The organism is Streptomyces sp. NPDC015144, from assembly GCF_043079735.1.
GTDB lineage: Bacteria > Actinomycetota > Actinomycetes > Streptomycetales > Streptomycetaceae > Streptomyces.
This window is the reverse complement of record NZ_JBIBUU010000003.1, coordinates 475,754-495,474: the sequence shown is the minus strand read 5'-3', so window position 1 is coordinate 495,474 and position 19,721 is coordinate 475,754. Positions and strand designations below refer to the sequence as shown.

The window sequence follows — 19,721 nt, the reverse complement described above, 5'->3', positions numbered from 1 at the left end:
GCATCCCCAACTGCGGGGGGGGGGGGTTGGGGGGGGGGGGGGGGGGGGGGGGGGGGGGCGGGGGGGGGGGGGGGGGGGGGGGGGGGGGGGGGGGCCCCCCCGCCCCCCCGCCCCCGCCGGGGCCCCCCGGGGGGCGGGGGCCCCCCCGGGCCGTTCGCATGCGCGGCGTACGGTCCGTCAGCGGCCGACGGTGAACCAGACGGCCCGCGACTTCTTCCACTCGGCCCGGTCGAGGTCCTTGGCCTCCGTGCCGTCCCCGTACAGGTCGGCCGAGCCGGAGTCCGTGATCAGCTGCGCCCGCGCTCCTGGCACCGTCAGGTCGGGGACGTCCACGACGGCCTCCCAGCCGCCCGGGTCCGTGGTCGGCAGGTCGATCCGCTTGACCGGGGCGTGGGCCGGGACGCCGTCCCAGGTGTAGAGGGCGTACGGGGCGGAGTTGTCGTCGGCCGCCCAGGAACCCGCCACGATGAGGTACTGGTCGGCGGCGTTCTTGCGGATGTCCCGGATGCTGAGCCCGCCGAGGTCCAGCTCGACCGGCGCGCCCATGACCGCCTTCGCCCCGCTGCCGGCCACCTTGTCGAAGTTGGTGACGGGCACGATCAGGGCCTTGCCGCCCGTCTTCGGCGGCACCAGCGGTGCCCGGAAGCCGAGGTACGCGGTGGTCGTGGAGCCCGGGGCGAACTCCAGGCCCTCGACGTTGAACCCGTCGATCTGCTTGGGCGCCTGGCCGTCCTCCGTACCCGCGGCGAAGCCGAGCCGGTCGCCGTTCGCCTTGTCCCAGGCGACCAGGTCGTCACGGAGCTTCTTGTACGAGCCGCCGACCTTCAGCCGGGTGTCGGCACCCGAACCGGTCACCTTCGTGGTGAAGACGGTGTTGCGGGGCGCCTTGTAGACGCCGTCCTTGTTGTTGCCGAGCGAGCCGGTCCAGTAGATCGTGTCGCCGACCCGGGTGGCCGCCTCGATGTCGACCTCCTTCGACAGCCCGAGCTGCGCGCCGACGTCCCAGCTGCGCACCGGGCCGCCGGAGGCGGAACGGTCGTACAGGCGGAGCGTGTTGGACTCGTCGTCGCCGACGACGATGTACCCGCCGCCGACGTCGACGGCGGCCGAGGAGTCGGCGGAGCCGGTGAGGTAGCGGGTGTCGGCGGCGTTCCGCACGGCGGCGGACGCGGCGTAGTGGAGGGTCTCGGTGGCGGTCTTGCCGCCGAGTCCGGTGACCTTGATGGTGAGGTCGGTGTAGCCGCGGCCGCGTGCGGCAACCGCGAGGGTCCGGGTCGCGCCGGTGCCCGTCACGGTCACGTCGCCCGCCTGCGCGACGGACGGCCTGGAGCTGGCGGACACCGCGACACCGAGCTCGCTCGCGTCGGCCCCGCTCTGGGCGACGGTGACGGTGACCACCGGGTCGCCGCTCGCGCCGACGGCACCGGAGAGGTGGGAGACCGGGAGCCCGATCGTCGGGGTCCCGTAACTCGCGGCCTGCGCGGGGGCGTCGACCCCCAGGGCGGCCAGCAGGAGAACTCCGCCCGCGGCGGTGGCCGCTCCGCGGCCGGGGAGCGAAATACGATGCAGCACGGCATGCCTCTCGTCGGCGTGGTGACGCGGTTACGTTCCGCTGACCATGCCAACGACGGGCGCACCCCAGGGGTACGGCGGGCGACACCGAAACGAAGAACGGCCCCCGGATCGGGGGCCGTTCCACCGCGGCGTGCGGACGCGCACCGGTCAGACGTTGAAGCCGAGCGCGCGCAGCTGCTCGCGGCCGTCGTCCGTGATCTTGTCCGGACCCCACGGCGGCATCCAGACCCAGTTGATCCGCAGCTCGTTGACGATGCCGTCGGTGGCCGACTTCGCCTGGTCCTCGATGACGTCGGTCAGCGGGCAGGCCGCGGACGTCAGCGTCATGTCGAGGGTGGCGATGTTGGCGTCGTCGATGTGGATGCCGTAGATCAGGCCCAGGTTGACGACGTCGATGCCCAGCTCGGGGTCGACGACGTCGTACAGGGCCTCACGGACCTCCTCCTCGGAGGCCGGCTTGATCGTCGGGGTCTCGTCGGTCGTCACCGTGTTGTCGCTCATGCCGTCTTCCCTTCGGACAGCGCTTTGGCCGTCGCGTCCTTCCACGCCATCCAGCTCAGCAGCGCGCATTTCACCCGGGCCGGGTACTTGGAGACACCGGCGAACGCGACCGCGTCCTCCAGCACCTCCTCCATCGCGTCGTCCGGCTCCAGCTGGCCCTTCGACTGCATCAGCTCCAGGAAGGTCTCCTGGATCTTCTGCGCCTGGCCCAGCTCCTTGCCGACCAGCAGGTCGTTGAGGACGGAGGCGCTGGCCTGGCTGATGGAGCAGCCCTGACCCTCGTACGACACGTCGGCGATGGTCTCGCCGTCGTACTTCACCCGGAGCGTGATCTCGTCGCCGCACGTCGGATTGACGTGGTGCACCTCGGCGTCGCCGTCCCGCAGGCCGCGCCCGTGGGGGTGCTTGTAGTGGTCCAGGATCACTTCCTGGTACATGGAGTCAAGCTTCACCAGTCAACCCTCAGCCGCTCGTCCATCATGCGAAAAAGTTCCGTACGTGCTCCAGACCGTCCACCAGGGCGTCGACCTCGGCGGGCGTGGAGTACAGATAGAACGACGCTCGCGTCGTCGCAGGAATTCCGTACCGGAGGCAGACCGGCCGCGCGCAGTGGTGTCCGACCCGGACGGCGATGCCCTGCTCGTCGAGGACCTGGCCGACGTCGTGCGGGTGGATGTCACCGAGCGTGAAGGAGATCGTGGCGCCCCGGTCCTCGGCCGTCGCCGGGCCGATGATCCTGAGGTCGGGGACCTCCAGCAGCCGCTTCACCGCGTACTCGGTGATCGCGTGCTCGTGCCGGGCGATCCTGTCCATGCCGATCGCCGAGAGGTAGTCCACGGCCGCGCCGAGGCCGACGGCCTGGGCGATCGGGGGCGTACCGGCCTCGAACTTGTGCGGCGCGGGGGCGTACGTCGACGAGTGCATCGACACGGTCTCGATCATCTCGCCGCCGCCGAGGAACGGCGGCAGGTCCTCCAGGAGCTCCTGCCGGCCCCAGAGCACGCCGATGCCGGTCGGGCCGACCATCTTGTGGCCGGTGAAGGCCACGAAGTCGGCCTGGAGCGCCTGCACGTCGAGCACCATGTGCGGCGCGGCCTGCGAGGCGTCGATGCAGACCAGGGCACCGACCTGCTGGGCCCGGCGGACGATCTGCTCGACCGGGTTGATCGTGCCCATGATGTTGGAGACCAGCGTGAAGGAGACGATCTTCGTCTTCTCCGTGATGATCTCCTCGATGTTGGACAGGTCGAGGCGTCCGTCGTCGGTGATGCCGAACCACTTCAGCTTCGCGCCGGTGCGCTGCGAGAGCAGCTGCCACGGCACGATGTTGGAGTGGTGCTCCATCTCGGTGGTGACGATCTCGGTGTCGTGGTCCACCCGGTAGGGCTCGTCGGCCCAGCCGAGCATGTTGGCCACGAGGTTGAGCGACTCGGAGGCGTTCTTGGTGAAGATCACCTCGTCGCGGCTGGGCGCGTTGATGAACGCCGCGACCTTGTCACGGGCGCCCTCGTAGAGCGCCGTGGCCTCCTCGGCGATGGTGTACACGCCGCGGTGCACGTTGGCGTTGTGCCGCTCGTAGTACTGGTTGAGGGCGTCGAGCACCTGGCGCGGCTTCTGCGAGGTCGCCGCGCTGTCCAGGTAGACGACCTTCTTCCCGTCGTGGACCGTCCGATCCAGCAGGGGGAAGTCCTTGCGGATCGCCTCGGTGTCGAGGAGGCCCGGCAGCTGTGTCACGCGGACGCGCCACCCTTCACGTATGCCTCGTAGCCCTCGTTCTCCAGCTTGTCGGCGAGCTCGGCGCCGCCGGACTCGGCGATACGGCCGTTGGCGAAGACGTGCACGAAGTCGGGCTTGATGTAACGGAGGATCCGCGTGTAGTGCGTGATCAGCAGGGTGCCGACCTCGCCGGTCTCGCGGACCCGGTTGACGCCCTCGGAGACGATGCGCAGGGCGTCGACGTCCAGGCCGGAGTCGGTCTCGTCGAGGACCGCGATCTTCGGCTTGAGGAGCTCCAGCTGAAGGATCTCGTGGCGCTTCTTCTCACCGCCGGAGAAGCCCTCGTTGACGTTGCGCTCGGCGAACGCCGGGTCCATCTGGAGCCGGCCCATCGTCTCCTTGACCTCCTTGACCCAGGTGCGCAGCTTGGGCGCCTCGCCGCGGACGGCGGTGGCGGAGGTGCGGAGGAAGTTGGAGACCGAGACACCGGGGATCTCGACCGGGTACTGCATCGCGAGGAACACGCCGGCGCGGGCGCGCTCGTCGACGCTCATCTCCAGGACGTCCTCGCCGTCCAGGGTCACCGAACCGCTGGTGACCGTGTACTTGGGGTGTCCCGCGAGGGAGTACGCGAGGGTCGACTTGCCGGACCCGTTGGGGCCCATGATGGCGTGGGTCTCGCCCTGCTTCACGGTCAGGTCGACGCCCTTGAGGATCTCCTTCGTGGCGTTGTCGGCCTCGACGGAGACGTGCAGGTCGCGGATTTCAAGCGTTGCCATGGGTGACTCAGGGCTCCTGGGTGACGGAGACGAGCACATCGTCCCCTTCGATCTTGACGGGGTATACGGGGACGGGGCGCGTCGCGGGAAGGCCGGACGGCTTGCCGGTGCGGAGGTCGAAGCTGGAGCCGTGCAGCCAGCACTCGATCATGCAGTCCTCGACCTCTCCCTCCGACAGGGAGACGTTCGCGTGCGAGCAGATGTCGTTGATCGCGTACACCTCGCCCCCGGTACGGACGAGGGACACCGGGACGCCGTCGAGCTCCACCCGCTTCGGGGTGTCGTCCTCCAGCTCGCTCAGCGCGCAGACTTTGACGAAGGCCATCAGACGGACGCCCTCAGCTCGGCCTCGATCTTGTCGAGCAGCCGCGCCTCGACGTCCGGCAGACCGATCTGCTGGACGAGCTCGGCGAAGAAGCCGCGCACCACGAGCCGACGGGCCTCCTCGGCGGGGATGCCGCGGGCCATCAGGTAGAACAGCTGCTCGTCGTCGAAGCGGCCGGTCGCCGAGGCGTGGCCGGCGCCGACGATCTCGCCGGTCTCGATCTCCAGGTTCGGCACGGAGTCGACCCGGGCGCCGTCGGTGAGGACGAGGTTGCGGTTCATCTCGTAGGTGTCGGTGCCCTCGGCCGCGGCCCGGATGAGGACGTCACCGATCCACACGGCGTGCGCGTCGTCGCCCTGGAGCGCGCCCTTGTAGGCGGCGTTGGACGAGCAGTGCGGGGTGTTGTGGTCGACCAGGAGGCGGTGCTCCTGGTGCTGGCCCTTGTCGGTGAAGTACAGGCCGAAGAGCTCGGCGCTGCCTCCGGTGCCGGCGTAGGCGACCCGGGGGTGGAGCCGGACCAGGTCGCCGCCGAAGGTGACGACGATCGACTTGAACGAGGCGTCCCGGCCGACCAGCGCGTTGTGCTGGCCGACGTGGACCGCGTTCTCGTCCCAGTCCTGGACGGAGACCACGGTGAGCTTGGCGCCGTCGCCGAGGACGTAGTCGACGTTGGCGGCGAGCACCGCGTCACCCGTGTGGTCGATGACCACGACGGCCTCGGCGAAGGCGCCGAGCTCGACGACCTGGTGGCCGAAGGCGGTGCCGCCCTCTCCGTGCACCGCGATCCGGATCGGCTCGGTGAGCACGGCCTCCTTGGGGACCGTGACCACGGACGCCCGGTCGAAGGAGGAGTACGCCTGGGCGGCGACCCGGTCGACCGGCGTGCCGGCCTTCCCGAGCCGGGCGTCGTCGCGCCCGACGGTCTCGACGGTGACGCCCTCGGGGGCCTCGATCGCCACCTTCACGGCGCCGTCGGTCGCGGTGGCCGTGCCGTCGTGCAGTCCGCGCAGCCGGTCCAGCGGCGTGAACCGCCACTCCTCCTCGCGGCCGTGCGGGACCGGGAAGTCCGCCACGTCGAAGGAGGGCGGCGCGCTCATGCGCGTGGCTACGGTGGATTCTGCGGCCACCGCGATGGAACCGGCGGTGGTGGAACCCGTCGGAAGATTCTGAGCCTCAGCCATGGCTGTCGTCGTGCTCGCTTTCTCTGTCAAAAGTAGGGGGTTCGTGTGCGGGGCGGGGCCTGCCGGGCAGGTCCTAGCCGACCGAACCCTCCATCTGCAGCTCGATCAGCCGGTTGAGTTCGAGGGCGTACTCCATCGGCAGCTCCTTGGCGATCGGCTCGACGAAGCCGCGCACGATCATCGCCATCGCCTCGAACTCCGTCAGACCGCGGCTCATCAGGTAGAAGAGCTGGTCCTCGGAGACCTTGGAGACGGTCGCCTCGTGGCCCATGGAGACGTCGTCCTCGCGGACGTCGACGTACGGGTAGGTGTCGGAGCGCGAGATCGTGTCGACCAGCAGCGCGTCGCAGAGCACGTTGGACTTGGCGCCCGGGGCGCCCTCGCCGATCTCGATCAGACCGCGGTAGGAGGTGCGGCCGCCGCCCCGCGCCACCGACTTGGAGACGATGTTGGAGGAGGTGTTGGGCGCCATGTGGACCATCTTGGCGCCGGCGTCCTGGTGCTGGCCCTCGCCCGCGAAGGCGATCGACAGGGTCTCGCCCTTGGCGTGCTCGCCCATCAGGTAGACGGCCGGGTACTTCATGGTGACCTTGGAGCCGATGTTGCCGTCGACCCACTCCATGGTCGCGCCCTCGTAGGCCACGGCCCGCTTGGTGACCAGGTTGTAGACGTTGTTCGACCAGTTCTGGATCGTCGTGTAGCGGCAGCGGCCGCCCTTCTTCACGATGATCTCGACGACCGCGGAGTGCAGCGAGTCGGAGGAGTAGATCGGGGCGGTGCAGCCCTCGACGTAGTGGACGTAGGCGTCCTCGTCGACGATGATCAGCGTCCGCTCGAACTGGCCCATGTTCTCCGTGTTGATACGGAAGTACGCCTGGAGCGGGATGTCGACGTGGACACCCTTGGGCACGTAGATGAACGAGCCGCCGGACCACACGGCCGTGTTCAGGGAGGCGAACTTGTTGTCGCCGACCGGGATGACGGTGCCGAAGTGCTCCTTGAAGAGCTCCGGGTGCTCCTTCAGCGCCGTGTCGGTGTCGAGGAAGATGACGCCCTGCTCCTCCAGGTCCTCACGGATCTGGTGGTAGACGACCTCCGACTCGTACTGCGCGGCGACACCGGCGACCAGGCGCTGCTTCTCCGCCTCCGGGATGCCGAGCTTGTCGTAGGTGTTCTTGATGTCCTCGGGCAGGTCCTCCCAGGACTCCGCCTGCTTCTCCGTGGAACGCACGAAGTACTTGATGTTGTCGAAGTCGATGCCCGAGAGGTCGGAGCCCCAGTTCGGCATGGGCTTCTTGTCGAAGAGCTTCAGGCCCTTGAGACGCAGCTTCAGCATCCACTCGGGCTCGTTCTTCTTCGCCGAGATGTCGCGGACGACCTCCTCGGAGAGCCCGCGCTTGGCGGCGGCGCCTGCCGCGTCGGAGTCGGCCCAGCCGAATTCGTACGTACCCAGGCCCTCGAGTTCGGGGTGGGCAGTCTCCGTGGGGAGCGTCATGCGGGGTTCCTCCCGGCCTTGCTTGCGGATGCTGATGGGGTGGTCTGTGGTGCGGGGTGGCCGCTGCGCGGGATGTACGTCGTACACACGCCGTCGCCGTGGGCGATGGTGGCCAGACGCTGCACATGCGTCCCGAGAAGGCTGGAGAAGAACTCCGTCTCCGCCTCGCACAACTGGGGGTACTGCTCGGCGACGTGGGCGACCGGGCAGTGGTGCTGGCACAGCTGCTCGCCCTGTTGCGGACCGGGCGCGCTACGCGCCGTAGCAGCGTACCCGTCGGCGGACAGCGCCCTGGCCAGGGCTTCGGTGCGCTCCTCGGGGCTCGCCGCCTCGACCGCCTCACGGTACGCCCCGGCCTGGGCCGCGATCCTCGCGCGGGCGAAGGCGCCGACCGCCTCCTCGCCGGAGGTCTCGGCGATCCAGCGCAGGGCGTCCGCCGCGAGAGCGTCGTAGGACTGGTCGAACGCGTCCCGGCCGCAGTCGGTGAGGGCGAACACCTTGGCCGGGCGGCCCCGGGTCCGCGCCCCGTAGACCCGCTGTTCGCGGGGTTCGACGATGCGGTCGGAGACCAACGCGTCGAGATGGCGGCGGACCGCGGCCTGGGTGAGACCGAGGCGCTCGGCCAGCTCGGCGACGGTGGACGGGCCGTGGTCCAGGATCGACCGCGCGACCCGGTTGCGCGTGGGGCGCTCACCGGTCGCGGGTTCCTCCCGCGGAGCCTCGCCGACATATTTCACAACGCCATTGTTGCGTAATTCATCGGCGCCTGACAACCACGGTCCGAAACGATCTATGGTGCCATTCATCACTTAGGGTCACCTAATCAGGGCCCGGAGGCCTTGCGGGGAGCGGGGGACGGGGGGCCCGGCTCGCCCTCGGGGGCCCGCGGGGCAGCGCTTAGACTTACCGGCCATGAAGAGCGAGTCCGTCGTGGAGCTCCGCGGCCTGGTGAAGCGCTACGGCTCCAAGACCGCGGTGGACGGCCTCGACCTGTGCGTGCGCACCGGCACCGTCACCGCCGTCCTCGGCCCCAACGGCGCCGGCAAGACCACCACCATCGAAACCTGCGAGGGCTACCGCCGCCCCGACGCCGGGACCGTACGGGTCCTCGGTCTCGACCCGGTCGCCGACGCCGCGCGGCTGCGCCCCCGGATCGGTGTGATGCTCCAGTCGGGTGGCGTCTACTCCGGGGCGCGCGCCGACGAGATGCTCCGCCACATGGCGAAACTGCACGCCCACCCGCTGGACGTCGACGCCCTGATCGAGCGCCTCGGCCTCGGCGGCTGCGGCCGCACCACCTACCGGCGGCTCTCCGGCGGCCAGCAGCAGCGGCTCGCCCTGGCGATGGCCGTCGTCGGCCGCCCCGAGCTGGTCTTCCTCGACGAGCCGACCGCCGGGCTCGACCCCCAGGCCCGCCGTTCCACCTGGGAGCTGGTGCGCGAACTGCGCGCCGACGGGGTGTCCACCGTGCTCACCACGCACTTCATGGACGAGGCGGAGGAACTGGCCGACGACGTCGCGATCATCGACGCGGGCCGGGTCATCGCCCAGGGCAGCCCCGAGACGCTCTGCCGCGGCGGCGCCGAGAACACCCTGCGCTTCACCGGCCGCCCCGGCCTCGACCTCGGCTCGCTCCAGAAGGCGCTGCCCGACGGCACCGAGACCGCCGAGCTCGTCCCGGGCACGTACCGCATCAGCGGCGACGTCGGCCCGGAGCTGCTCGCCACCGTCACCTCCTGGTGCGCCCAGCACGGCGTGATGCCCTCGGGCATCTCCGTGGAACGGCACACCCTGGAGGACGTCTTCCTGGAACTGACCGGCAAGGAGCTGCGCGCATGAGCGCCGGTACGTACACCCCGCGGCCGGGCGCCGCTCCGCTCGGCCGCATGATCACGGCGCAGACCGCGCTGGAGACCAGGATGCTGCTGCGCAACGGCGAGCAGCTGCTCCTGACGGTGGTCATCCCGACGCTGCTGCTGGTGCTGTTCAGCGCGGTCGACATCGTGGACACCGGCGCGGGCGAGGCGGTCGACTTCCTGGCCCCCGGCATCCTCGCCCTCGCCGTGATGTCCACGGCCTTCACCGGCCAGGCCATCGCCACCGGGTTCGAGCGCCGCTACGGGGTGCTGAAGCGGCTGGGCGCCTCGCCGCTGCCCCGCTGGGCGCTGATGACGGCGAAGACCCTCGCGGTGCTGTTCACCGAGGTGCTCCAGGTGGTGCTCCTCACCGTGATCGCGTTCGCGCTGGGCTGGTCGCCGCAGGGCAACCCCCTCGCCGTCCTCCTGCTGCTGGTGCTGGGCACGGCGGCCTTCTCCGGGCTCGGGCTGCTGATGGCCGGGACGCTCCGGGCGGAGGCGACGCTCGCCGCGGCCAATCTGGTCTTCCTGCTGCTGCTGGTGGGCGGCGGGGTCATCGTGCCGCTGGACAAGTTCCCGGACGCGGTGCGGTCGGTGCTCGACCTGCTGCCGATCACGGCCCTCTCGGACGGGCTGCGCGAGGTGCTCCAGCACGGGGCGTCGATGCCCTGGGGCGACCTCGGCGTACTGGCGGTGTGGGCGGTGCTGGGGCTGGGCGCGGCGGCGCGGTTCTTCCGCTGGGAGTGAGGGCCCGACCGCGCTGTGTCGACGGTTTCAGGCAACTCGTCCCCCTCGTGAAAGCTTGCACAAGCCTCCGCCTACGATGGTGCGCGTGCCCAAGCTGACCCGAGCCGAAGTCGCTCAAGCCGTGCGGAATCCCCTCCAGTACATCGCCGAGCGGTGGACGCCGTCCCCCCGTACGGTCCGGCGTGCGGCCATGTCGGCCGTCGTCATGGCCGTGATCATCGTCGTGACCGGAGGCGCGGTGCGGCTGACCGGTTCCGGCCTCGGTTGCCCCACCTGGCCCAAGTGCACCGACGAGAGCCTGACGACCACGAGCGAGATGGGCTTCCACGGCGTCATCGAGTTCGGCAACCGGATGCTGACCTACGTGCTGTGCGCGGCCGTCGGGTGGGCGATCATCGCCGCCCGTTCGGCCAAGCCCTGGCGCCGCTCCCTGACCCGGCTCGGCTGGCTCCAGTTCTGGGTGGTCATGGGCAATGCGGTGCTCGGCGGCATCGTGGTGCTGGTCGGGCTGAACCCGTACACCGTCGCCGCGCACTTCCTGCTCTCCACGGCGCTGATCACCGTCGCGATGGTGACCTGGCAGCGGGTCGGCGAGGGCGACGAGGCTCCCCGGCCGCTGGTCGGCAAGGCGGTCTCCCAGCTGGCCTGGCTGCTCGCGGGCGTCTCGGGGCTGCTGGTCGCGGTCGGTACGGTCGTGACGGGCGCGGGGCGCCACGCGGGCGACTCCAGCGACGTGCACCGCATCCCGATCGACTGGAAGATGATCGCCCAGCTCCACGCCGACCTGGCCTGGGCCGTGGTGGCGCTGACCGTGGCGCTCTGGTTCGTCCTGAAGGCCGTCGACGCGCCCGTCGGGCCCCGGCACCGGGCCCGCGACCTCTTCCTCGTCCTGATGGCGCAGGGCCTGATCGGATACGTGCAGTACTTCACCGACACGCCGGAGATCCTGGTCGGCCTGCACATGCTGGGCTCGTGCCTCGTGTGGATCGCCGTCGTACGGGTGCTCCTGTCGCTGCGCGAGCGTCCCTCGGCCCCCGTGGCGGTGCCCGGACCGGCGGCCGGTCAGCCGGAGCCCGCGGCGGCCGGCTGACCCGTACGGCCCCCTTCACGACGCGAAGAGCCGGACGGTTTCCCCTCTCGGGAACCGTCCGGCTCTTCTCGTCGCGCGGGGCGGGTGTCAGGCGGGGTTGGCGGGGCCGCCCACCTGGATGCCGGCCATCCGCGTCCACTCGTACGGGCCGGTGCGGACCTTCGCCGCGAAGTCCCCGTCGAAGGACTCGTGCATCGTGATCCCGGCCTTCCGGGTGGCGCTCTCGGCGATCGCGTACGAGGGGGCGACCAGATCGCCCCAGCCGCCGTCCTCGCCCACCAGCACGATGCGGGCGCCCATCTGCCCGAGGTAGGCGAGCTGCCCCTCCGCTCCGCCGTGCGCCTCGGCGAAGGCACCGATCTCCTTGGCGAGCTTCGCCGCCCTGCGCTCCGCGCGGGCCGCCTGCTTGCCGCTCTCCACCTGGGTGTCACCCGTCTCAGCCATGGTCAGGATGCTACCGACGGGTAGGGGAACGCGCGATGGGCGGGGTACGTGGGCTGGGCCACGTACCCCGCCCATCGACGGGGACCAGGAGCGGGACTACCTGAGGAAGGGGTCGACCGCCACGGCGACGAAGAGCAGCGAGACATAGGTGATCGACCAGTGGAACAGCCGCATCTCCTTGAGCTTGGCCCCGGTCACCCCGGCCTTGGCGCGGTTCTGCAGGCCGTGCGCCTCCCAGAGCCAGAAGCCGCCGGTGGCCAGCGCCACCGCGGTGTAGAACCAGCCCGTGTAGCCCAGCGGGGTGAGCAGCAGGGAGACGGCCACCATCACCCAGCTGTAGATGACGATCTGGCGGGCCACCACCCTGTTGGAGGCGATCACCGGCAGCATCGGGACGCCGACCCGGGCGTAGTCCTCCTTCACCTTCATGGAGAGCGGCCAGTAGTGCGGCGGCGTCCAGAAGAAGATGACGGCGAAGAGGATCACCGCGGCCCAGGACATCGAGTCGGTCACGGCGGACCAGCCGATGAGGACCGGCATGCAGCCCGCGATCCCGCCCCAGACGATGTTCTGCGCGGTCCGGCGCTTCAGCAGCATCGTGTAGACCACGACGTAGAAGAGGAGCGCGCCGAGCGAGAGCCAGGCGGACAGCCAGTTGACCAGCACGCCGAACCAGACCGTCGAGATCACCGCGAGGGAGATGCCGAAGGCCAGGCACTCGCGCGGGCTGACCATTCCGGTGACCAGCGGACGCTGCGCGGTGCGGTCCATCAGCGCGTCGATGTCGCGGTCGATGTACATGTTCAGCGCGTTGGCGCCGCCCGCCGAGAGGTACCCGCCGACGGTGGTGGCGAGGACGAGCCAGAGGTTCGGCACGCCCTGGGCGGCGAGGAACATCACCGGAACGGTGGTGATCAGCAGCAGCTCGATGATCCGCGGCTTGGTCAGCGCCACGAACGCCTTGACACGGGCCCCGAACGGGCGATGGCCCCCTGGGCTGGGAGTCAAGGCGACCCCTGCGGGTCGGGACTCGACGGCCGTCACGCACACCCCTGACAGAGAAATCCCAGCAAGCTCCGGGCGTGAGGGCCCGGTAAAGACTTGCGCGAACCAGACCACTGTAGACGTTGGGGACACGCCGTTCTTCGCGGGGGTGGCTCGTGTTGGGGCGGCGCCCCCGCGCGGGCGGCGGGACCTGCCCGGACAGCTCGGAAGTGACCCCCCGTGCTCATCCGGGAGGCGAACTCCCCGGGCCGCCCGCACCCTGGAAAGCAGCGGAAAGGGCGCGTTCCGGCGAGGGTAGGCTCGACAACGCCCGGTGCGGTCTCAGTCACCGGTTTACGACAGTGGAGAGGAGCCCTGACTCAGGGTGAGCACCAAGCCGATCACCACAGATCTCCAGTGGACCGAATTGGACCAGCGGGCCGTGGACACCGTGCGTGTCCTCGCCGCGGACGCCGTACAGAAGGTCGGGAACGGACACCCCGGTACGGCCATGAGCCTGGCTCCCGCCGCGTACACCCTCTTCCAGAAGGTGATGCGGCACGACCCCGCCGACGCCGACTGGACCGGGCGCGACCGGTTCGTGCTCTCGGCGGGGCACAGCAGCCTGACCCTGTACATCCAGCTCTACCTGGCCGGGTACGGCCTGGAGCTGGACGACCTCAAGGCATTCCGCACCTGGGGCTCGAAGACCCCGGGCCACCCCGAGTACGGCCACACCACCGGCGTCGAGACCACCACCGGCCCGCTGGGCCAGGGTGTCGCCAACGCCGTGGGCATGGCGATGGCCGCCCGCTACGAGCGCGGCCTCTTCGACCCGGACGCGGCCCCCGGCACCTCCCCCTTCGACCACATGATCTGGGTCGTCGCCGGTGACGGCTGCCTCCAGGAGGGCATCTCCGCGGAGGCGTCCTCGCTGGCCGGCCACCAGAAGCTCGGCAATCTGGTGCTGCTCTGGGACGACAACCACATCTCCATCGAGGGCGACACGGAGACCGCGGTCTCCGAGGACACCCTGAAGCGGTACGAGGCGTACGGCTGGCACGTCCAGCGCGTGGAGCAGCTGCCCAGCGGCGACCTGGACCCGGCGGGTCTGTACGCCGCGCTCCAGGCGGCCAAGGCCGAGACGGAGCGCCCGTCGTTCATCGCGGCCCGTTCGATCATCGCCTGGCCCGCGCCGGGCGCCCAGAACACCGAGGCCGCGCACGGCTCGGCGCTGGGCGACGAGGAGGTCGCCGCCACCAAGCGGGTCCTCGGCTTCGACCCGGAGAAGACCTTCGAGGTCGCCGACGAGGTCATCGCGCACACCCGTGAGGCGCTGGACCGCGGCCGCGAGGTGCGGGCCGAGTGGGAGAAGGGCTTCGCCGCCTGGCGCACCGCCAACCCGGAGCGCGCCGCCGCGTTCGACCGGATCTCGGCCGGCGAGCTGCCCGCGGGCTGGGAGGACGCGCTCCCGGTCTTCGAGCCGGGCAAGGGCGTCGCGACCCGGGCCGCCTCGGGCAAGGTGCTCCAGGCGCTCGGCGCGATCGTCCCCGAGCTGTGGGGCGGCTCCGCCGACCTCGCGGGCTCGAACAACACCACGATCGACAAGACGTCGTCGTTCCTCCCGGCGGACAACCCGCTGCCGGGCGCGGACCCGTACGGGCGCACGATCCACTTCGGCATCCGCGAGCACGCCATGGCCGCGGCCATGAACGGCATCGCGCTGCACGGCAACACCCGCATCTACGGCGGCACCTTCCTGGTGTTCTCCGACTACATGCGCAACGCGGTGCGGCTGTCCGCGCTGATGCACCTGCCGGTGACGTACGTGTGGACGCACGACTCGGTCGGTCTCGGCGAGGACGGCCCGACCCACCAGCCGGTGGAGCACCTGGCCTCGCTGCGCGCCATCCCGGGGCTGAACATCGTCCGCCCGGCCGACGCCAACGAGACCTCCATCGCCTGGCGGGAGATCCTGCGCCGCTACACCAAGGTGTTCGGCAAGGGCGCCCCGCACGGTCTGGCGCTGACCCGCCAGGGCGTACCCACGTACCCGGTCAACGAGGACGCGGCCAAGGGCGGTTACGTGCTCTTCGAGGCCGAAGGGGCCGACGGGCGGAGCACGGCTCCGCAGGTCCTGCTGATCGGTACGGGCTCCGAGGTGCAGCTCGCCGTGGAGGCGCGCGAGGAGCTCCAGGCGGCCGGCATCCCGACGCGGGTGGTCTCGATGCCGTCGGTCGAGTGGTTCGAGGAGCAGGACCAGGCGTACAAGGACAGCGTGCTGCCGCCGTCCGTGAAGGCGCGCGTGGCGGTGGAGGCCGGGATCGCCCTGACCTGGTACCGCTACGTGGGCGACGCGGGCCGGATCGTCTCGCTGGAGCACTTCGGCGCCTCGGCCGACGCCAAGGTCCTCTTCCGCGAGTTCGGCTTCACCGGCGGGCACGTCGCCGCCGCGGCGCGGGAATCTCTCGCGGCAGCCACGCGCTGACGCCGTTATACGACTAGTAGGAGATGCATTTCTCATGACAGACGCACTCAAGCGCCTCTCCGACGAGGGCGTGGCGATCTGGCTCGATGACCTGTCGCGCAAGCGGATCACCTCCGGCAACCTCGCCGAGCTGATCGACCAGCAGCACGTCGTGGGCGTCACCACCAACCCGTCGATCTTCCAGAAGGCGATCTCTTCCGGTGACGGGTACGAGCAGCAGCTCACCGACCTCGCCACCCGCAAGGTCACCGTCGACGAGGCGATCCGCATGATCACCACGTCGGACGTACGGGACGCGGCCGACATCCTGCACCCGGTCTTCGAGGCCACGGAGGGCCAGGACGGCCGGGTCTCCATCGAGGTCGACCCCCGGCTGGCCCACCACACCGCCGCCACCGTCGCCGAGGCCAAGCAGCTGGCCTGGCTGGTGGACCGGCCCAACACGCTCATCAAGATCCCGGCGACGAAGGCCGGTCTCCCGGCGATCACCGAGGTCATCGGCAAGGGCATCAGCGTCAACGTCACGCTGATCTTCTCGTTGGAGCGCTACCGCGAGGTCATGGACGCCTACCTGGCGGGCCTGGAGAAGGCGAAGGCCGCGGGCCTGGATCTGTCCCGGATCCACTCGGTGGCCTCCTTCTTCGTGTCCCGGGTGGACACCGAGATCGACAAGCGGCTCGACGCCGTCGGCACCGACGAGGCCAAGGCCCTCAAGGGCAAGGCGGCCCTCGCCAACGCCCGGCTCGCCTACCAGGCGTACGAGGAGGTCTTCTCCTCGGACCGCTGGGCCGCCCTCGACAAGGCGCACGCCAACAAGCAGCGCCCGCTGTGGGCCTCGACCGGCGTCAAGGACCCCGCGTACAAGGACACCCTGTACGTGGTCGACCTGGTCGCCCCCGGCACCGTCAACACCATGCCCGAGGCCACCCTGGAGGCCACGGCCGACCACGGCCGGGTCACCGGCGACACCATCACCGGCAGCTACGAGCAGTCCCGCGCCGAGCTGGACGCCGTGGCGAAGCTCGGCATCTCGTACGACGACGTCGTCCAGCTCCTGGAGGACGAGGGCGTCGAGAAGTTCGAAGCGGCCTGGATCGACCTGCTCAACTCGACCGAGGCGGAGCTCAAGCGCCTCGCCCCTTCGGAGGGCTGACCACCTTGTCCGGTGTTCTCGGAGCCAATCCGCTTCGTGACCCCCAGGACCGACGGCTCCCGCGCATCGCGGGGCCGTCGGGTCTGGTGATCTTCGGCGTCACGGGCGACCTGTCCCGCAAGAAACTGATGCCGGCCGTGTACGACCTGGCCAACCGCGGTCTGCTGCCGCCGGGCTTCTCCCTGATCGGGTTCGCCCGCCGCGAGTGGCAGGACGAGGACTTCGCGCAGGAGGTCCACGACGCCGTCAAGCAGCACGCCCGTACGCCGTTCCGCGAGGAGGTCTGGCAGCAGCTCATCCAGGGGATGCGCTTCGTCCAGGGCAACTTCGACGACGACGAGGCGTTCGAGCAGCTGAAGACCACGATCCAGGAGCTGGACAAGGCGCAGGGCACGGGAGGCAACTTCGCCTTCTACCTGTCCGTGCCGCCGAAGTTCTTCCCCAAGGTCGTCCAGCAGCTCAAGAAGCACGGACTCGCCGACCAGAAGGAGGGCTCCTGGCGGCGTGCCGTCATCGAGAAGCCCTTCGGCCACGACCTGAAGAGCGCGCAGGAGCTCAACCGGATCGTGCACGACGTGTTCCCGCCCAACGAGGTCTTCCGTATCGACCACTACCTGGGCAAGGAGACGGTCCAGAACATCCTGGCGCTGCGGTTCGCCAACACGATGTTCGAGCCGATCTGGAACAGGTCGTACGTCGACCACGTCCAGATCACGATGGCCGAGGACATCGGCATCGGCGGCCGGGCCGGCTACTACGACGGGATCGGCGCCGCCCGTGACGTCATCCAGAACCACCTGCTCCAGCTGCTGGCGCTGACCGCGATGGAGGAGCCCGGCTCCTTCCACCCGAAGGCCCTGGTCGCCGAGAAGCTGAAGGTGCTCACGGCGGTCGAGCTGCCGGAGGACCTGGGCAAGCACACGGTGCGCGCGCAGTACGCGCACGCCTGGCAGGGCGGCGAGGAGGTCCTCGGCTATCTGGAGGAGGACGGGATCGACCCCAGGTCGAAGACCGACACCTACGCCGCGATCAAGCTGACGATCAACAACCGCCGCTGGGCGGACGTGCCGTTCTACCTCCGTACCGGAAAGCGGCTCGGCCGCCGGGTCACGGAGATCGCGGTCGTCTTCAAGCGGGCCCCGTACCTGCCCTTCGAGTCCGGTGCCACCGAGGAGCTGGGCGGCAACGCGCTGGTCATCCGGGTCCAGCCGGACGAGGGCGTGACCGTGCGGTTCGGCTCCAAGGTGCCCGGTACCTCGATGGAGGTCCGGGACGTCACGATGGACTTCGCGTACGGCGAGTCCTTCACGGAGTCCAGCCCGGAGGCGTACGAGCGGCTCATCCTCGACGTGCTGCTCGGCGACGCCAACCTCTTCCCCCGGCACCAGGAGGTCGAACTCTCCTGGAACATCCTCGACCCGATCGAGGAGTACTGGGACAAGCACGGCAAGCCCGCCCAGTACCCGGCGGGCACCTGGGGTCCGGCCGAGGCCGACGAGATGCTCGCACGAGACGGACGGAGCTGGCGCCGGCCATGAAGATCGATCTCACGGAGACCACTTCCAGCAAGATCAACCAGGCGCTGGTCGCGGCGCGCCGGGCCATCGGCACCCCAGCCATCGGCATGGTGCTCACCCTGGTCATCGTCACCGACGAGGAGAACGCGTACGACGCGCTCAAGTCGGCCGGTGACGCCTCGCGCGAGCACCCTTCCCGGATCATCGCGGTGATCAAGCGGGTCAGCCGGTCGGCGCGCAGCCGGCGGGACGCCCGGCTCGACGCCGAGGTGCGGGTCGGTTCCGACGCGGGCACCGGCGAGACGGTCGTCCTGCGCCTCCACGGCGAGCTGGTCGACCACGCCCAGTCGGTGGTCCTGCCGCTGCTGCTGCCGGACGCCCCGGTCGTGGTCTGGTGGCCCCAGGACGCGCCCGCCGACGCGGCGAAGGACCCGCTGGGCGCGCTCGCCCAGCGCCGCATCACCGACGCGTACGCGGCGGAGCACCCGGGCAGCGAGCTGGCGGTCCGCGCCGACGCGTACAGCCCGGGCGACACCGATCTGGCCTGGACCCGCATCACGCCGTGGCGTTCGATGCTGGCGGCCGCGCTCGACCAGCAGCAGGTCCAGGTCGTCTCGGCGACCGTCGAGGGCGAGTCGGAGAACCCGAGCTGCGAGCTGCTCGCCATGTGGCTCGCCGACCGGCTCCAGGTGCCGGTGGAGCGCACCGTCTCCGCCGGTCCCGGTCTGACGGCCGTACGGATGGAGACCAAGAACGGCGTCATCGTCCTGGACCGCCCCGACGGCTCGCTGGCCACGCTCTCCATGCAGGGCCAGCCGGACCGCGCGGTGGCGCTCAAGCGGCGGGAGACCTCGGAGCTGCTCGCCGAGGAGCTGCGCCGGCTCGACCCGGACAACACCTACGCGGCCACGGTCAAGTTCGGTGTGGACAAGCTCGGCGGGCGGCCGGAGCCGAAACAGGCCGAGGCCGAGGCCGCCGCCCCGGCCCCCGCGAAGAAGAGCGCGGCCAAGAAGGCGGCGGCCAAGTGAACACCCCGCAGCTCGTCGTGCACCGCGACAAGGAGCTGATGGCCCAGGCGGCCGCGGCCCGGCTGATCACCCGGATCGTGGACGCCCAGGCCGCCCGCGGCCGTGCCTCGGTGGTCCTCACCGGCGGGCGCAACGGCAACGGCCTGCTGGCCGCGCTCGCCGCCGCGCCCGCCCGGGACGCGGTCGACTGGTCGCGGCTGGACCTGTGGTGGGGCGACGAGCGCTTCCTGCCGGAGGGCGATCCGGAGCGCAATGTCACGCAGGCCCGCGAGGCCCTGCTGGACGCGGTGGCGCTGGACCCGTTCCGGGTGCACGCGATGCCCGCCTCGAACGGCCCGTGGGGCAACGACGCCGACGCGGCGGCGGCCGCGTACGCCGAGGAGCTGGCCGCCGCGGCCGGTCCCGAGGACCACGGCCCGGTGCCGACGTTCGACGTGCTGATGCTGGGCGTCGGCCCGGACACCCATGTCGCGTCGCTCTTCCCGGAGCTGCCCGCGGTGCGGGAGACCGAGCGCACCGTCGTCGGTGTGCACGGCGCCCCCAAGCCGCCGCCCACCCGTATCTCGCTCACGCTGCCCGCGATCCGGGCGGCGCGCGAGGTGTGGCTGCTGGCCGCGGGCGAGGACAAGGCGGAGGCCGCGGAGATCGCGCTCTCGGGTGCCGGGGAGATCCAGGCCCCGGCGGCCGGCGCGTACGGGCGCAGCCGCACTCTGTGGCTGCTGGACGCGGCGGCGGCCTCCCGGCTGCCGCGCGCGCTCTACCCGCCCGCCTCGCCCTGACATACCGTCACCCCGCTTGGTACCAGGCCCGGTCCGCTCCTCGGAGCGGGCCGGGCCTGTGGC

The 19,721-nt window shown here is 70.6% G+C and carries 19 protein-coding genes; 8 read left to right on the top strand and 11 right to left on the bottom strand.

The genetic code is table 11. The features are described 5' to 3' along the window. Positions 1-177: 177 nt before the first annotated feature. The 9 genes from ACF08W_RS08870 to ACF08W_RS08830 form a co-directional block, all read right to left on the bottom strand. Entirely contained in the window at positions 178-1,572 is a 1,395-nt protein-coding gene (locus ACF08W_RS08870; protein ID WP_392278850.1) for a hypothetical protein, read from the bottom strand. A gap of 150 nt (positions 1,573-1,722) precedes the next feature. After that, positions 1,723-2,076 (bottom strand): metal-sulfur cluster assembly factor, encoded by a 354-nt coding sequence (locus tag ACF08W_RS08865; protein WP_352275055.1) that lies wholly within the window; start codon positions 2,074-2,076, stop codon positions 1,723-1,725. Continuing rightward, positions 2,073-2,528 carry a Fe-S cluster assembly sulfur transfer protein SufU gene (sufU, locus tag ACF08W_RS08860; RefSeq protein WP_072483050.1) on the bottom strand — a complete coding sequence of 152 codons (456 nt, stop codon included), beginning with the start codon at positions 2,526-2,528 and terminating at the stop codon, positions 2,073-2,075. The genes ACF08W_RS08865 and sufU overlap by 4 nt, the downstream gene beginning before the upstream one ends. A gap of 25 nt (positions 2,529-2,553) precedes the next feature. Continuing rightward, positions 2,554-3,810 carry a cysteine desulfurase gene (locus ACF08W_RS08855; RefSeq protein WP_352275053.1) on the bottom strand — a complete coding sequence of 419 codons (1,257 nt, stop codon included), beginning with the start codon at positions 3,808-3,810 and terminating at the stop codon, positions 2,554-2,556. Continuing rightward, positions 3,807-4,571 carry a Fe-S cluster assembly ATPase SufC gene (gene sufC, locus ACF08W_RS08850; RefSeq protein WP_352275052.1) on the bottom strand — a complete coding sequence of 255 codons (765 nt, stop codon included), beginning with the start codon at positions 4,569-4,571 and terminating at the stop codon, positions 3,807-3,809. Before sufC ends, ACF08W_RS08855 begins: the two co-directional genes overlap by 4 nt. Positions 4,572-4,578: 7 nt before the next feature. Next, positions 4,579-4,896, bottom strand: a complete 318-nt coding sequence (locus tag ACF08W_RS08845; protein ID WP_352275051.1) for a bifunctional 3-phenylpropionate/cinnamic acid dioxygenase ferredoxin subunit — start codon at positions 4,894-4,896, stop codon at positions 4,579-4,581. Beyond that, positions 4,896-6,077, bottom strand: coding sequence for a Fe-S cluster assembly protein SufD (sufD, locus tag ACF08W_RS08840; RefSeq protein WP_392278849.1), 1,182 nt, complete (start codon positions 6,075-6,077; stop codon positions 4,896-4,898). The genes ACF08W_RS08845 and sufD overlap by 1 nt, the downstream gene beginning before the upstream one ends. A gap of 73 nt (positions 6,078-6,150) precedes the next feature. Continuing rightward, positions 6,151-7,572, bottom strand: coding sequence for a Fe-S cluster assembly protein SufB (gene sufB, locus ACF08W_RS08835; protein WP_352275049.1), 1,422 nt, complete (start codon positions 7,570-7,572; stop codon positions 6,151-6,153). After that, on the bottom strand, positions 7,569-8,309 hold the full coding sequence (locus ACF08W_RS08830; protein WP_352275048.1) for a metalloregulator ArsR/SmtB family transcription factor: 741 nt from the start codon (positions 8,307-8,309) through the stop codon (positions 7,569-7,571). The genes sufB and ACF08W_RS08830 overlap by 4 nt, the downstream gene beginning before the upstream one ends. Before the next feature lie 175 nt (positions 8,310-8,484). Here ACF08W_RS08830 and ACF08W_RS08825 point away from each other — a divergent pair, with 175 nt between their 5' ends. From ACF08W_RS08825 to ACF08W_RS08815, 3 genes are all read left to right on the top strand, one after another. Continuing rightward, the gene (locus ACF08W_RS08825) at positions 8,485-9,411 is read left to right on the top strand and encodes an ABC transporter ATP-binding protein (protein WP_385211487.1); all 927 of its coding nucleotides are present in this window, start codon (positions 8,485-8,487) and stop codon (positions 9,409-9,411) included. After that, positions 9,408-10,175, top strand: coding sequence for an ABC transporter permease (locus tag ACF08W_RS08820; protein ID WP_392278848.1), 768 nt, complete (start codon positions 9,408-9,410; stop codon positions 10,173-10,175). The genes ACF08W_RS08825 and ACF08W_RS08820 overlap by 4 nt, the downstream gene beginning before the upstream one ends. 76 nt (positions 10,176-10,251) lie before the next feature. Beyond that, the gene (locus tag ACF08W_RS08815) at positions 10,252-11,265 is read left to right on the top strand and encodes a heme A synthase (RefSeq protein WP_385211485.1); all 1,014 of its coding nucleotides are present in this window, start codon (positions 10,252-10,254) and stop codon (positions 11,263-11,265) included. Positions 11,266-11,352: 87 nt separating this feature from the next. Here ACF08W_RS08815 and ACF08W_RS08810 read toward each other — a convergent pair whose 3' ends face one another. After that, positions 11,353-11,709 (bottom strand): hypothetical protein, encoded by a 357-nt coding sequence (locus ACF08W_RS08810; protein WP_352275044.1) that lies wholly within the window; start codon positions 11,707-11,709, stop codon positions 11,353-11,355. Between the two features lie 96 nt (positions 11,710-11,805). Then, positions 11,806-12,759 carry a heme o synthase gene (locus ACF08W_RS08805; RefSeq protein WP_385211483.1) on the bottom strand — a complete coding sequence of 318 codons (954 nt, stop codon included), beginning with the start codon at positions 12,757-12,759 and terminating at the stop codon, positions 11,806-11,808. Positions 12,760-13,078: 319 nt separating this feature from the next. Between ACF08W_RS08805 and tkt the strand changes: the two genes are divergently transcribed. The 5 genes from tkt to pgl are packed head-to-tail and all read left to right on the top strand — an operon-like array spanning position 13,079 to position 19,658. Further along, complete coding sequence (tkt, locus tag ACF08W_RS08800; RefSeq protein WP_392278847.1) at positions 13,079-15,181, top strand: transketolase; 2,103 nt, start codon at positions 13,079-13,081, stop codon at positions 15,179-15,181. 34 nt (positions 15,182-15,215) lie between these two features. Continuing rightward, positions 15,216-16,334: a transaldolase gene (gene tal / locus ACF08W_RS08795; RefSeq protein WP_352275041.1), complete on the top strand. Its 1,119-nt coding sequence runs from the start codon at positions 15,216-15,218 to the stop codon at positions 16,332-16,334. 5 nt (positions 16,335-16,339) lie between these two features. Further along, the gene (gene zwf / locus ACF08W_RS08790; protein WP_352275040.1) at positions 16,340-17,872 is read left to right on the top strand and encodes a glucose-6-phosphate dehydrogenase; all 1,533 of its coding nucleotides are present in this window, start codon (positions 16,340-16,342) and stop codon (positions 17,870-17,872) included. Beyond that, the gene (gene opcA, locus ACF08W_RS08785; protein WP_385211478.1) at positions 17,869-18,879 is read left to right on the top strand and encodes a glucose-6-phosphate dehydrogenase assembly protein OpcA; all 1,011 of its coding nucleotides are present in this window, start codon (positions 17,869-17,871) and stop codon (positions 18,877-18,879) included. The genes zwf and opcA overlap by 4 nt, the downstream gene beginning before the upstream one ends. Then, on the top strand, positions 18,876-19,658 hold the full coding sequence (gene pgl / locus ACF08W_RS08780) for a 6-phosphogluconolactonase (protein WP_392278846.1): 783 nt from the start codon (positions 18,876-18,878) through the stop codon (positions 19,656-19,658). The genes opcA and pgl overlap by 4 nt, the downstream gene beginning before the upstream one ends. Positions 19,659-19,721: the final 63 nt, after the last annotated feature.

Excerpts from the sequence above, each read along its gene's own strand:
- ACF08W_RS08810 (WP_352275044.1), bottom strand. The coding sequence starts at position 11,709 with ATGGCTGAGACGGGTGACACCCAGGTGGAGAGCGGCAAGCAGGCGGCC.
- opcA (WP_385211478.1), top strand. The coding sequence starts at position 17,869 with ATGAAGATCGATCTCACGGAGACCACTTCCAGCAAGATCAACCAGGCG.
- ACF08W_RS08845 (WP_352275051.1), bottom strand. The coding sequence starts at position 4,896 with ATGGCCTTCGTCAAAGTCTGCGCGCTGAGCGAGCTGGAGGACGACACC.
- ACF08W_RS08820 (WP_392278848.1), top strand. The coding sequence starts at position 9,408 with ATGAGCGCCGGTACGTACACCCCGCGGCCGGGCGCCGCTCCGCTCGGC.
- sufC (WP_352275052.1), bottom strand. The coding sequence starts at position 4,571 with ATGGCAACGCTTGAAATCCGCGACCTGCACGTCTCCGTCGAGGCCGAC.
- sufD (WP_392278849.1), bottom strand. The coding sequence starts at position 6,077 with ATGGCTGAGGCTCAGAATCTTCCGACGGGTTCCACCACCGCCGGTTCC.
- ACF08W_RS08815 (WP_385211485.1), top strand. The coding sequence starts at position 10,252 with ATGGTGCGCGTGCCCAAGCTGACCCGAGCCGAAGTCGCTCAAGCCGTG.
- tal (WP_352275041.1), top strand. The coding sequence starts at position 15,216 with ATGACAGACGCACTCAAGCGCCTCTCCGACGAGGGCGTGGCGATCTGG.
- ACF08W_RS08825 (WP_385211487.1), top strand. The coding sequence starts at position 8,485 with ATGAAGAGCGAGTCCGTCGTGGAGCTCCGCGGCCTGGTGAAGCGCTAC.
- ACF08W_RS08865 (WP_352275055.1), bottom strand. The coding sequence starts at position 2,076 with ATGAGCGACAACACGGTGACGACCGACGAGACCCCGACGATCAAGCCG.
- sufB (WP_352275049.1), bottom strand. The coding sequence starts at position 7,572 with ATGACGCTCCCCACGGAGACTGCCCACCCCGAACTCGAGGGCCTGGGT.